Consider the following 14212-nt stretch of genomic DNA (forward strand, 5'->3'; position numbering starts at 1 on the left):
AACCCTGTGTTGGTGAGGCTTTGGGAGTACTCCCAAAAGAGCCGAAAAACAAAAGTCGAACAAGTCCCCGCTGGTGCGCGATTGTATCGCGTTCCTTCAGTATGGATGTCATCTTTTTGAAAAGCTGACATCCCTGTCCAATTTAGCTCTTAGCTCTGCATAAACGCCGTTTTCCCTTTTTGAGGGAAAATGTCGACAGTTGAGCTTGCCAAATCCCGTACTTTACGTCGGGAACAAAAGGGTAAAAAGAGTTATGAAGCCCTATTAATTCCATATATTGACTTCCTTATAAGTTCCTTTATCGTTAAAAAGTAAAAATGAAAATAATTTATGCTCCACCAGAAATTTCATGTGATCCAACTTCATCCTGCCGGAGATTGCCTTGCTGATGCTTTTTCTTTTAACACTTTTTGCTAAATTCACTGCTGTTTTTACCAACTAAGCTTGATTGAATCCAAATCGTACCGATGAGAGGATTTCAGTTTAAAGCATAACCTAAAAAAATCATGAACAGAGCACTACTATTCACGCTTCTCTCTTTTATCCTTTTCATTTTTTCACATGCAGCATACGCACAAGAAGTACAAATTACGCATGGGCCGTATATTCAGGCGCTAGGGGAAAATGAAGCAACCATTGTTTGGACCACCGACAGCAACGCCGTTTCGTGGATTGAAGTGGCCCCGGCGGGCGATGATAGTTTCTATGCCAGCGAACGCCCCAGGTATTACCAGACTGCAAATGGAAACCGGGTGGTGGGAACCCTCCACAAAATAAAAATTCAGGGCCTGAAAAAAGGAACGGAATACCGTTATCGCATTTTTTCGAAGGCGGTGCTAAGTTACGAAGGGCACCGCGTGTTGTACGGCAACGTTGCATCGTCGAATGTCTATTCTAAAAAGCCTTTGCGTTTTTCAACACTCGATAAAGACAAAAAGTCGGTTTCGTTTCTGATGTTAAACGATATTCACAGCCGGGTTGAAGATTTAAAAAATCTTGCAGGAAATGTAACCTACGGAAAAACCGATCTTGTATTTTTTAATGGCGATATGGTTTCGTCGATGAACGATGAAACCCAGTTCTTCAGTGGTTTTATGGACGACGCGGTATCGATGTTTGCCGGCGAAGTGCCTGTTTATTATTGCCGTGGAAATCATGAAACACGCGGAAAGTTTAGTGTTAATTTTCCGGAGTATTACCCAACGAATACCGGAAAACTATACTATTCGTTTCGTCAGGGGCCGGTATATTTTATTGTGCTCGACGGAGGCGAGGATAAACCGGATTCGGACATCGAATATTCGGGACTGGCACAATTTGATGCTTACCGCAGCCAGCAGCAACAATGGCTGAAAGAATTGATTGAAACCGACGATTTTAAAACTGCAAAATACAAAATGGTGTTGATTCATATTCCTCCGGCAGGATCAACCTGGCACGGGCCAACCGACATACGGAATAAGTTTTTACCGGTGTTAAACGGACAGGGCATAACGGCCATGTTGTGCGGGCATTTGCATCGCTACGAATATTTGAAACCGGAGCAGGGATTGTACGATTTCCCAATTATCATTAACGAACATAACACCGCACTGGAAGTGGTGGCCGATGAAAACAGTTTATCAATTTCCAGAAAAAACACCGGTGGAGAAACATTGGAGAAACTAACCTTTTAATACTTAACATTTTTGTGACTAAAGACCAGCGTCTTTCTCTCGTATGCGGAGATTGTTCGTATTTTCAGAAAATAACTAATATAAACCATATGAAAAAACTATCTGGCCTGATCATTTTGCTGGCAGTACTGGCAGCTGCTTTTTATTCCTGTAAAACTACACCGGTAAGTAATACGGAGCCTGAATTTATTACCATCAACGGACCGGATCTGATTGCCCCCAACGGCGAAAAATTCTTTATCCAGGGAATAAACCTGGGGAACTGGTTGAATCCCGAAGGTTACATGTTCAAGTTTCAAAAAACGAGTTCGGCACGGCTTATCGACGAAATGTTTCGCGAAATGGTTGGACCCGATTTTACCAACCAGTTCTGGAAACAATTCAAGGATAATTACATCACCCGCGAGGACATTCGCTATATTAAGAGCACCGGCGTAAATTCTATTCGTTTGCCGTTTCATTATAAACTGTTTACCGATGAAGATTACATGGGGCTTTATTCCAACCAGGATGGATTTGCGCGTATCGACAGTTTGGTGGAGTGGTGCCGCGAATCGGACTTGTACATTATTCTGGATATGCACGATGCCCCCGGCGGACAAACGGGTGCCAACATCGACGATAGTTACGGTTACCCCTGGTTGATGGTGAGCGAAGAGAGTCAGGATTTGTTTGTGGAGATTTGGCGAAAAATTGCCGACCGGTATAAAAACGAACCAATAATTTTGGGCTACGATTTGCTGAACGAACCCATCGCCACCTATTTCCCGGAAGACGAGGAAATGTTGAACAAGCAGCTGGAGCCATTATATATGAAAGCGGTTAAAGCCATTCGCGAGGTGGATAACAACCATATTGTTTTGCTGGGCGGCGCACAATGGAATGGTAATTTTAAAGTTTTTACCGATTCGAAGTTCGATGATAAAATGATGTACACCTGTCACCGATACTGGTGCGATACCTTGCAAGCTAATATCCAGGATTTTGTGAATTTCCGCGACTCGGTGAACCTGCCAATTTACATGGGCGAAACCGGAGAGAATACCGATGAGTGGATTGCCGCCTGGACCCGCCTGATGATCAAAAACAACATCGGTTACCATTACTGGCCGTATAAAAAAATGGGCAGCCCACGTTGTATGGTCACCATTCCAACTCCCGAAAACTGGGATGTAATTGTTGATTTTGCCGAAGGCCCGCGCGAAACGTATGAGGCAGTGCAGGCAAATCGCCCGAATCAGGAGCAGGTTAAAAGAGTGATGATGGAATACATTGCGAACCTGAAACTGGCGAAATGTACAATTAATGAAGGGTATATCCGGGCCATGGCTATGGAGCCTTAATTTATAGAATATTGCAGAAAAAAAGCGCGCCAAAGGCACGCTTTTTTGTTTTGTATTTTATTCATCGTTTATTCAAACACGTAACGCACATTTAGTCCAAAACCTCCCCAGTGCAAGCTGGTTTCGTCGAGAACCTCCAATGATGGGCGGTAGTCAAGCCCAAGGGCGACCGGGATATTTACAAAGCGGTACTCGAGCCCGATTTCAAACGCAGCACCCAGGTTAAAATCGGTGTCGTCATCATAAGAATCTTCATCTACAATGGCCAGGTAAGGCCCTACGCCCATGTACCAGTTAAAAGCTTCGTCGGCCAAAGGGCGGTACAGGAAATCCCAAAGCAGGTCGGCTGCAACACCGTCGCCAAACGATAAGTCGGCATGCAGGCGGTTAAAATCTCCTGTCGAGAAAATTCCGTCAATGGCAATGTTTCCGGCCGACACATCGCCAAAACGCACCCCAAGTTCCTGGGCATTTCCAATGAACATTCCGGCAAAAGCCAACACCACTGTCAGTACAATTTTTTGTAATCTCTTTTTCATGTTTTAAAGTTTTCTGTTTGTGTAATTATTTACTTAAAATTTTTATTCTGTCTCCTCTTTTCAGCTCGTCAGTCAGTGCCCGGTTGTTTAGTAACGCCATTTCTTCAAATTTATCTTGCGGAACTTTGTAATAATCAAAGGCATCTTTTAACGAAACCGATGCACTATTAATTGAAATTACTTTAATCCGGTCGGGTTGAATCGTAAGTTTTGAAACATCGGTAAGTCGCGCAAAGTTTTTCATGGTTGACTCAAACGCTGGTTTATAAGTGCTGAAATTTTCATCTAAACAAAGGCCGTGGAAGGTATAAACGGTCGCATCTTTTTCAATAAAATACGACAGCACTTTTACTGTCTGTTCCTGTCCGGCATTGTTTTGCGAAACTTGTTGCGAAACGGTAGCCACTGCATTTAAACCATTCAGGCTAACATTGCTTTTATCGATTAATGTAAGTTTTAAGTCGGAAATTGTTTTCTGGGCAACGGCATCGGCACCTTTTTGCTGCGACAGTTCAAAGAGCATAGCAGCATTCTTGTCTTCAGGAACGAGTTGCACCTGAAGCGGAGAATTTATCAGTGTCCAGTTTTTGGGTACCGGGAATTGAAAGGCCAGGTCGGGGTGATAGAACATACTGTTCTCAACAAATCCATGACGCGGATTTTCGCCATATACAATCCCGTTGATCATCTCGAGATATTCGTTGGTATTAATGGCGTACGATTGTGCCGGCAGGTTTGCCTGCCACTCTTCGGTTGTTTGGTTTACCGCTATATTCCGCTGACCCGGATCGGGGTGTGTTGACATCCAGGTGGGAACACCCTGGTGGCTGCTTGCCATTTGCATTTTATTCAGCACTTCGAAAAAATCGGCCATTTTGTGTGCATCGTAGCCAATCTTCGATGAATATTCAACCCCCAAACGGTCGGCTTCTCGTTCGTTGGCACGGCTAAAACTTAAAAATAGAAGTTCCATTGCAGCAGCTGCTTCGTTAGCAAATTGTGCCACTTCCGGAACAGCTATCATTCCGGCGGCAAGCGCAACCTGGCTGAGTTGCTGCCGCGTTTGTTGCTGCGCTGTGTGGCGTGCGGTAACGTGTCCCATTTCGTGCCCTAAAACACCCATTAGTTCCGCTTCGTTGTTAAACTGGGCTAAAATTCCGCGGGTTAAATAAATGTATCCGCCCGGCACAGCAAAAGCATTTACCACCGGCGAATCCAACAGCCTGAAGTGGTATTGCAGGTTGGGGCGATGCGAAATTTTTCCCATTTCGGTTCCCTTTTCTGTAATAAAATTCAGCAGTGCTTCATCTTCATACAGCCCAAAAGTTGATATTACTGTTGGGTCGTACTGCGCACCAAGGGCAACTTCCTGCTCTTCCGACATAAACATCAACTGTCGCTGTCCGGTAACCGGATTAATGGCGCATGACGGTATGAGCAGTACTAACGAAACGGTTAAAAGAATTACTGAAAATGTTTTGATTGTTTTCATATTTCTCGAATTTTTGAAGTATGGTTAAGAATTCACATTTATTCGCGTCAAATTGTAATTTGCGGCTTGACTGTATGGGCTTTAATTGCTAAATTCGCTCTAACACAAAGATAATATTTACTTCGTTTTCTAAAATCACCCGTATGTTAATACGTAAAATTGCACTAATTTATTTTAGCCTGTTGGCATTATTGTTTTCGGCTAATGCACAGAACGAAGCATTAGCGAAGATTGACATTCCTGATTTAAAAGAATACCTTACATTTATTGCTTCTGACGAATTGCAGGGGCGCGAACTGGGCACCGAAGTTAACGGACTTGAAATTACGGCGAATTACCTGGCCGCTTATGCAACAGAAATTGGATTGAAGCCCGCTGTGGAAAACTATTTTCAAACGGTACCAGTTTTACACACCACACGAAGTAAAAATGATTTTATAGAAGTAAAGAATAAAAAAGGAAAGTCGGTTTACCGGTCGGAAGAATTAGTAAAACTTAACCAAAGTCACGGCGTTTTTAGTCTTGATAAAGAGTCCGTTCTGTTTATTGGTTTTGGAGAAAATATTGAATCGCTCGATATAGAAGACAAGCTTGTTATTGTAGCGCAGGGAAATGCTGAATCGTTTTCAGGCGAAGAGGCTTTTAAATGGCAAAACCGCTTAGAGCGTGCGAAAATGAATGCCATCATAGAAAAGCAGCCGAAGGCTATGCTGATGATTACGAATCCGAAAGACACCGAAAATAAAATTTTTAAGCAATTGCAGGGTTGGATGAATCGTCCGGGGTACAGCCTAAAAACTGACGACCTTACTGAGCAGCCCGCCGTTTTGCTGGCTACGCCAAAGGTTGCCGATGCTTTACTGGGTAAAAAAGGTGAATACATAAAATACCTTGAAGAGGTGGCCGCCGGATCAGAAGCAGTTACCGAAGTTTCAGAAACGCTAAGCCTGAAAACAGGAGTCGAACCTGAATTGTTGGAAGCAAAAAATGTGGTTGCTTATGTTGAAGGATCAGATCCGGTTTTACAAAACGAATACATTGTGTTTATGGCGCACTACGACCATATTGGAGTGGGAAAAGATGGCGATGTATATAACGGTGCCGACGACAATGGTTCCGGAACTGTAGCCATTATGGAGGTGGCCGAAGCTTTTGCCAGCTTAAAAGAAAAACCAAAACGAAGTATTGTTTTTCTGTGGGTAACCTGCGAGGAGAAAGGGCATTTCGGGTCGCGTTATTATTGCGATCACCCGGTGTTCCCTTTGGATAAAACTGTAGCTTCCATAAATCTCGATATGGTTGGCCGTGTTTACGACGGCCCGCGCGACGATGTGTGGAAAGATTCGCCTAAAAAGGTAAAAGACTTTGATGGGCTGTACACGCTGGCAAACGATGTGTGGCCCGGGTTGGCCGAAATAAATGCAGCACACTGTGCCGAGTTGGGATTAGTACCCGACTCCAGTTTGCCAAAAGAGCGTTTCTTGCGGGCCAGCGATCATTACCATTTTCATAAATACGGTGTGCCCATTTTGAATTATGCCACCGGTTACCATGCCGATTATCATAAAGTTGGCGATGAGGTGGAACGAATAAATTTTGAGAAAATAAAACGTGTTGCCGATCTTTGCTTTTTGGTAGGTTTTGATTTGGCGAACAAAATAGATATCGAATTTTAATCACATTACTTCAAACCTAAAAACATGAAAACCAAACTACTATTCACGCTGTTTTTTGTAGCAGTTTCACTTGCAACAGCTGCGCAGAAAAAGGAATTGCAAACCATTACCGAAAACGATCTGAAAGCACACCTTGAATTTATTGCCAGCGACAATATGCGTGGTCGCGATTTTTTTACCGAAACGCCGGGTCTCGATCTCGCGGCTGATTATCTCAAGGCGCAATGTGCAAAAATGGGTTTAACCCCAGGAGTTGAAGGCTATTTTCAAAATGTTGAGATGGAGGCTGTAACACCTGATCCTGACCAGACTGTTTTAAGATTAAAAAACAACGATGGAAATGTTAGCTACGAAACAACGGTAATTTTTTCGCTGGGAGGGCCTCCTAAAAACGACACCATTTCGGGGCAGGTGGTGTTTGCTGGTTATGGCTGGTACAACGAGGAAACAAAGTACAACGATACAAAAGACCTCGATTTAAAAGACAAAATCGTGCTGGTGATGACCCGTACCCTCGAACAGGCAAAAGAAGGTACAGCGCCTGATATGGATACCGAAATGAAAAAAATGTCGAGAGCCATGATAGGTGGTGCCAAAGCTTTGATTTTGGTAAACGATCCGATGAACCCGGATACCGAATACATTGAGAATATCCGAAAATATGCAACCGGTGGAAGCTTGAAGTTAAAAGGTGCTAAAAATGGGCTAATAATTCCAATTCGATTGATTTTTGGAAACGATGAATTAGCCGATAAAATGCTGGAAGAATCGGAAAAAACTTTAGCCGGACTTCAACAAGAGATCAACAGTAGCGAAAGCCCGAAATCATTTGCCATTAACAAGCTTACATCGGAAATACAACTGGTAAAATCGACGCAATCCATAGTGGGCAAAAATGTAATTGCATTGCTTGAAGGCAGCGATCCGGAATTAAAGAAAGAGTGTGTTGTTTTTACGGCGCATTACGATCATTTGGGAACCGACGGCCAAGGCGGTATTTACAACGGTGCCGACGATAACGGAACAGGAACGGTGGCTTTGCTGGAAATTGCTGAGGCCTTTCAGAGTATGAAAAAGAAACCCAAACGCAGTATTGTTTTTGCATGGGTAACCGCCGAAGAAAAAGGGCTGTTGGGCTCTGATTATTATGCACAACACCCGGTAATTTCGATGGAGAATACACTTGTTGATATTAACCTCGATATGATTGGTCGCTCGGCGGAAAAGGAACCGGATTCAGTGGATGTGAATTCAAAAAGTTTGGCCGGTCCTAACGAAATTCACATTATTTCCGGCCATCGAAGTACCGAGCTAATGAACATCAGCGATAAGGTTTGTAAAAATCTTGGTCTTGTACCGAGCGATGAACTGACTAAAGCCTTTTTAACCCGCAGCGATTATTATCATTTTTATAAAAACGGAGTGCCGATTCTGGGTCTATCTACTGGCCTGCACGACGATTATCACCAAATAACCGATGAGCTGGACAAGATCGATTACCATAAAATGAAAAGGGTTACGCAGTATGCGTTTTCTGTTGCCTATAAACTGGCTAACCAGCGCAAGCGTTTGGTTGTGGATAAGCCGGTTGAATAAATTTGTAAACCGATGGCAGAGGAGCAGCTCTTTCAATTTATATTGAGAGAGCTGTTTTTGTTTTGCCGCGTTATCCCTCGTAATTATTTATGACTTTCCACTGCTAAATTTGTGTTAATTTTTTCAACCTTTACGGGGTCTTAATTATGAGCAAAAGTTAATTATCTATTTTCGTGCTCTAGTTATGTAGATATTTATATATAAAAATACAATATGTCAAAATATTTAATCATTGGAGGAGTTGCAGGCGGTGCAACAGTAGCGGCCAGGCTGCGTCGTATAGACGAGCAGGCAGAGATCATAATTTTTGAACGCGGAGCGCATATTTCTTATGCCAACTGTGGGTTGCCTTATTATATCGGAGATGTTATTAAAGAACGCGAAAAATTGCTTTTGCAAACGCCCGAAAGTTTTAAAGCCCGCTTAAATGTTGAAGTACGGGTTTTTAACGAAGTGGTAAAAATTGATCGCGAAAATAAGGCCATACTCGTTCGAAATGTGGAAACCGGCGAAGAGTACACCGAAACCTACGATAAGTTGGTTCTGTCGCCGGGTGCCGAGCCGATTAAACCACCGATTTCAGGGATTAAAGATCCAGCGATTTTCACCCTGCGAAATGTTGCCGATACCGATAAAGTAAAAACCTACTGCAACGATCAGCAACCCAAAAGAGCAGTGGTAGTAGGTGCCGGCTTTATCGGGCTCGAAATGGCCGAAAACCTTCATCATCTGGGAATGAAAGTGTCGATTGTGGAAATGGCCAAACAGGTGATGGCACCACTTGATTACGAGATGGCGGCAGTAGTTCACCAGCATCTGAAAACCAAGCAGGTGGAGTTCTTTTTAAAAGACGGCGTAACTTCCTTTAAACGCGAAGATGGCGTGTTGAATGTAACTTTACAATCGGGGCGACAAATTGAAACCGATCTTGTGATTCTGTCGATTGGTGTAAAACCGGAGAACAAACTGGCACGCGAAGCCGGTTTGGATTTGGCACCCAACGGCGGAATTATTGCCAACGAATATTTGCTGAGTAACGACGAAAATATTTATGTGCTGGGCGATGCGATGGCATTTCCACATCCGATAACCGGAAAACTGAGCAATATTTACCTGGCCGGTCCGGCCAACAAACAAGGCCGAATTGTAGCGGACAATATTGTTAGCGGAAATACGCGCAAATACAAAGGTGCCATTGCAACGGCAATTGCCAAAGTGTTCGATATTACGGTGGCATCAACCGGTATTCCCGAAAAAACGCTGAAAAATGAAATGATGCCTTACACGGCAAACATTATTCATGGTGCGTCGCATGCCGGTTATTACCCCGATGCGCTGCCATATACGCTCAAAATTCTTTTCCACCCGGAAAACGGAAAATTGTATGGTGCGCAAATGATTGGCTACGAAGGCGTGGACAAGCGTATCGACCTGATTGCAACCGTACTGAAACAAGGAGGCAGCATTTACGATTTGCAGGATATTGAACACGCGTATGCACCTCCGTTTTCATCGGCAAAAGATCCGGTGAACCAGGCTGGTTTTGCGGCAGAAAATATCGTTAGCGGCAAACTAAAAATCGTTAGCTGGGACGAGATTCATAACTTTCATTCAGACAATATTGTGTTGCTCGATGTGCGCACAGCTGCCGAGAATGAACTGGGGCATATTGAGGGTTCGGTAAATATTCCGGTTGATGATTTGCGTGGCCGATTGGATGAACTTCCAAAAGACAAAAAAATAATTGTGTATTGCGGCGTTGGTTTGCGCGGGTATATTGCCTGCCGGATTCTTACGCAATCGGGTTTTGGCGAAGTTTACAACCTCAGCGGAGGATACAAAACCTACGAACACTCCATTTGCAAACAGAGTAACGAAGATATTTTCGAGGCCAATTACATTACCAAAAACGACCATATTTACCGCGGAAAGGCAGATAACGCGCAGGTGGTAGTTGAAGGAGCTGCGGTAAAAACCATTCAGGTTGATGCTTGTGGATTGCAATGCCCCGGGCCGATTTTGAAGCTGAAACAGGAAATTGAAAACATTGAACCCGGCGAGCGATTGGAGCAAATTGCTACCGACATGGGGTTTATGAAAGATGTGAAGTCGTGGTGTAACATGACCGGCAATAAACTGGTTTCGGTTTCAGCAGAGAAAGGAAAAGTAAAGGCCCTGATTGAAAAGGGCAAAAAGCAAGAGGGAAGTAGTGCAAAAACGAGTGTTACGCCAGCCAAAAATAAAACCATGGTGGTTTTTAGCGACGATATGGATCGCGCACTGGCATCGCTGGTAATTGCCAACGGAGCTGCAGCTATGGGAAGCAAAGTAACGTTGTTCTTTACTTTCTGGGGATTGAATGTGATTAAAAAATCAGACAAGCCACGCGTTGAAAAAGATATGATGGGCAAAATGTTTGGTTCGATGATGGCCAAAGATGCCGGTGATTTGAAGCTCTCGAAAATGAATATGATGGGAGTGGGCGCCAAAATGATGAAAAAACGTATGCTGGCCAAAAAAGTGGATTCGCTGGAAGATATGCTGCAAACAGCCATGGAAAACGGAGTGCAAATGATTGCCTGCCAAATGTCGATGGATGTGATGGGCGTTGACAAAGAAGAACTGATGGAAGGCGTTGAAATTGGCGGTGTAGCTACTTATCTGGAAGAGGCCGATCAGTCGAATTTGAACTTGTTTATTTAAGTATTTCTCGCAGATTACGCGGATACTCGCAGATATTTATTGAGGGTTTCACTAGTAGTGAAGCCCTCAATTTTTTGTGCAAAATTTACAACTTAATATTATTAGATTTGAGAATATCGATTAACAATTTTGATTCAAGCAGATACTTCGTAAATCTGCAATCGTCATTCGTTAATTATCATTCATTATTCAACGCAGCCTTTAAGCCCTCAGTAGTCGTGTAGTATTTTACAATCATATTCGGAACTTCCCATTCCGGTAGTTTCCCGTCGATCAGGTATTGCAGGTATTTTTCTGTTACCTGTCCGAAATGCGCTTCGTGGCCCACTTTGTATTTTTCAGGAATATTCATCACCCATTTTTTATCGCCAATCTTTTTCACTGAAATGCCGGGGTACGTTTCTGCCAAACCGGTAACTGCATTATTCAAACTTCCGGCAAATTCCATCGCATCGGCACCGGTTGCTTCAATGTAAAGTTGTGGTTTATAGCCTTCCGCCTCGCCCTGAATAATTTCCAGGTTACACTTTGTGCCGCGCATAATCGAGTAGTGGGTATCGCCGCCACCTTCAGGTGCTTCAAAATTCCAGATTACCGATGCTTTAGCGTGAATGCCTTTCAGCGTGTAATTGATCTCGCCATTGCAGTAAACTTTCAGCATATCGTCTTCAACATCTTTTTTCAGGAATTCGGGGTATTCATCGAGCGAAGTCGATTTTTTAAACATCTCTGGCGTAAGATCAGTGGTCCAGTGTTTGGCCGAAACAATTTCCACATCTTCTTTCGAAAGCATCACCTCGGGAAAAGCTTCCCACTGAATTAAATCAACCAGGTGGGTGTTTACATCCACAATTCCTTCGCCCTGCTGTTGTGTATCGAAATACCATGCCGGACGTTTTAGCGGATTGCCCGAAACATATTTAAAAAAGTGGTGCACACTCTCTTTGGTAATGGCCGGATTTTCAGCCGTTCCTTTTTGCAAGGTTCCAAAAACCTCGGGCAGTTGCGATAATTCGCGCTGCAACATGGTGGTAATTTCGTGGCGCTCGGTCATAATATCATACAGCAAAACGCCGTTTTCTTCGGCTACCTGAAAAGCTTTTTCCAGTTTCGGAAAATTCTCCGGCGTAATCACCATCGGTTTATCGGCCAGCACATTAATTCCGGCTTCAACAGTTTTTAAAATGTAATCGGTTTTTTTGCCGTTGTTTCCGGCAGTTACCATTACGTTGCCGGGTTTTTCGGTCAGCATTTTTTCAAGATAATCTTCTCCGGCATATACTTTTTCTACCCACGATGTTGGATTTTCAGCGCGTGTATTGTAGCCTTCAATTCGTTTCAGGTGATCCACTACATCTACGCCATCAGGCGCGTAAACATTTACTACAGGATCAACCTGGTTGTACATCGATTTTTGCACCAAAGCTGCATGGAAATGGCCCGGGTCGAGGGTCATAATTTTTACTTCTGCTCCGGTAAACATATCCGTTTCTTTTTCAGTGTTGGTTGATTTTTGGCTGCCACCTGTGCATGCTGAAAACAGAATTGCCAGTGCTGCGGCCGCAGTAGATAGATGTTTCATGAAATGGTTTTTTAGTTATTAGATTTCCGTTGGCGTACACGCAAAATTATACTTTTAATTCTGTTTAGAAAGAGAACGGGCAAAAAGAAGTCGTAAAAGAGGAAGCATTCAAATCATCCGCGACTACTATCAATCTTCATCAATCTTCATCAATCTCCATCAATCTTGGATCAATCTCCATCAATCTCGCATCAATCCTATCTAAGGTTCAACGATGTATTTTATGCTACAATCGTAATCGGTATAGTGAATGTATTTGTTGTTTTCCATCCACATTACCACTGTTTTTGCATCTTTTGGTTGGTAGCGAGGAATGAAGGGCCGCACATTATCGAGGGGTGAATTTTGCGTAATTGCTTCAATTTTCCACGATTTTCCACCATCGTTTGTAGTGCGTTTTTCAATTTCAAAAACACCATTTATTTCTCGCGACAAGTAAATCTCGTTGGGTTTGTTCGGGTTGAAAGTCATGTTGCCCATGTAGTGCGGTTCGCGTTCTGTTTCGCCTTCAGGCGTTTGCGGAAACCATTTTCCGGCCTGGCAAATTTCGTGGTCTTCCCAGGTTTTTGCCTCAGCATTGTACCAGACGTAATGGTATCGATGGTCGGTTTCCTGCGGGTGGCGGGTGTACAAAATGTAAGGTGTCCCTTCCTGTTCAACCACATCGCAAATCCAGGCGCGTCCGTTTTCTTCATCAGCTTTGTAAACCACCGTTGCATCGCTAACCTGAAATGGCAGTCCACTGAGGTCGCAGATTTTTGTGCCGTCGGATTTCCAAAATGCACCTTTTTCGTAATAGCAATAATACACCGAGTTGGTGGATTCAACGCGCGGATGCCCGTCGGTAAATATCATGTGAATCCTTGATTTTCCATCAGAATAATATTTTACGTATGGCCGGTTGTTGGGCGTAAAAGGAACGTCGCTCATTACCACATACTGCCGGCTCCATGTTTTTCCCTGATCTTCCGAAATAATCAGGTTGGGTTTAAAACCAATCCAGCGGCCAAACACAAACAGTTTGTTGTCTTCTTCGCTTAACACAAACGGATTGGCGTAGGTGTAGGTTTCTCTCGGAAAATTCTTCAGCAGTTCCTCTGTTTTTGGTTTGAAAATTTCATTCTCGCCAAAACTACTAATATCGGTGCCGTTTGTTGTTGTATTGCTCAAAACTCCTTTATCTGTGGCGTGCCAGGCATACATGGTAAAAATAGTACCATCAGGAAGCTGGGTAAATGCAGGGTTGTCGTGATCGTCGAATTCAAATTGCGGATAAATGTTGTTGAATTTGGCATCTCCGGTTTCGGGATTTAAGGAGGCCATTTCAATCGAACCGTCTTTTTTTACCCAACCGGTAACAATTTTATCTGCATCGGTGTAAATGGCTCGCGGATCGGAAAACCAGCACCACGCGCCATCATCGCAAAGCGTATGAATTGTTGGAGAGTGTGGCTGACTTGTTTCAGGATTTTTTTGTGTTGAGGAACCGCATGCCAAAAGAAATACAAGCGAAAGAACAGGTAATAGCAGAATAGGTTTCATGATAAATATTTTGGGAGGCAAAGTTACTAAATCGTTCTTTTTCGGTTGGATACAGCATTATCA

General features: G+C 43.4%; 9 protein-coding genes. 5 read left to right on the plus strand and 4 right to left on the minus strand.

Annotation, left to right across the window (positions count from 1 at the left end; translation table 11 throughout):
- Positions 1-506 precede the first annotated feature (506 nt).
- Both BMW53_RS06200 and BMW53_RS06205 read left to right on the plus strand, forming a co-directional pair.
- A complete protein-coding gene (locus BMW53_RS06200; protein WP_038556599.1) occupies positions 507-1676 on the plus strand; it encodes a purple acid phosphatase family protein in 1170 nt (389 codons plus the stop codon).
- Between the two features lie 89 nt (positions 1677-1765).
- Complete coding sequence (locus tag BMW53_RS06205) at positions 1766-3019, plus strand: glycoside hydrolase family 5 protein (protein ID WP_038556597.1); 1254 nt, start codon at positions 1766-1768, stop codon at positions 3017-3019.
- 68 nt (positions 3020-3087) lie between these two features.
- Here BMW53_RS06205 and BMW53_RS06210 read toward each other — a convergent pair whose 3' ends face one another.
- On the minus strand, positions 3088-3558 hold the full coding sequence (locus BMW53_RS06210) for a hypothetical protein (protein WP_038556595.1): 471 nt from the start codon (positions 3556-3558) through the stop codon (positions 3088-3090).
- 25 nt (positions 3559-3583) lie between these two features.
- On the minus strand, positions 3584-5050 hold the full coding sequence (locus tag BMW53_RS06215) for a M48 family metalloprotease (protein WP_038556593.1): 1467 nt from the start codon (positions 5048-5050) through the stop codon (positions 3584-3586).
- A gap of 143 nt (positions 5051-5193) precedes the next feature.
- On the opposite strand from BMW53_RS06215, the gene BMW53_RS06220 reads away from it, so the two are divergent.
- The 3 genes from BMW53_RS06220 (at position 5194) to BMW53_RS06230 (ending at position 11025) form a co-directional block, all read left to right on the plus strand.
- On the plus strand, positions 5194-6726 hold the full coding sequence (locus BMW53_RS06220) for a M20/M25/M40 family metallo-hydrolase (RefSeq protein WP_038556591.1): 1533 nt from the start codon (positions 5194-5196) through the stop codon (positions 6724-6726).
- A gap of 24 nt (positions 6727-6750) precedes the next feature.
- Entirely contained in the window at positions 6751-8322 is a 1572-nt protein-coding gene (locus BMW53_RS06225) for a M20/M25/M40 family metallo-hydrolase (protein ID WP_038556589.1), read from the plus strand.
- Between the two features lie 213 nt (positions 8323-8535).
- Positions 8536-11025 carry an FAD-dependent oxidoreductase gene (locus BMW53_RS06230; RefSeq protein WP_038556588.1) on the plus strand — a complete coding sequence of 830 codons (2490 nt, stop codon included), beginning with the start codon at positions 8536-8538 and terminating at the stop codon, positions 11023-11025.
- 178 nt (positions 11026-11203) lie between these two features.
- Here BMW53_RS06230 and BMW53_RS06235 read toward each other — a convergent pair whose 3' ends face one another.
- Together BMW53_RS06235 and BMW53_RS06240 are read right to left on the minus strand one after the other, a co-directional pair.
- Complete coding sequence (locus tag BMW53_RS06235) at positions 11204-12607, minus strand: putative oxidoreductase C-terminal domain-containing protein (RefSeq protein WP_038556586.1); 1404 nt, start codon at positions 12605-12607, stop codon at positions 11204-11206.
- Between the two features lie 201 nt (positions 12608-12808).
- Positions 12809-14149, minus strand: coding sequence for a BNR repeat-containing protein (locus BMW53_RS06240; protein WP_038556584.1), 1341 nt, complete (start codon positions 14147-14149; stop codon positions 12809-12811).
- Between the last annotated feature and the right edge of the window lie 63 nt (positions 14150-14212).

This window comes from Draconibacterium orientale (assembly GCF_900111425.1).
GTDB lineage: Bacteria > Bacteroidota > Bacteroidia > Bacteroidales > Prolixibacteraceae > Draconibacterium > Draconibacterium orientale.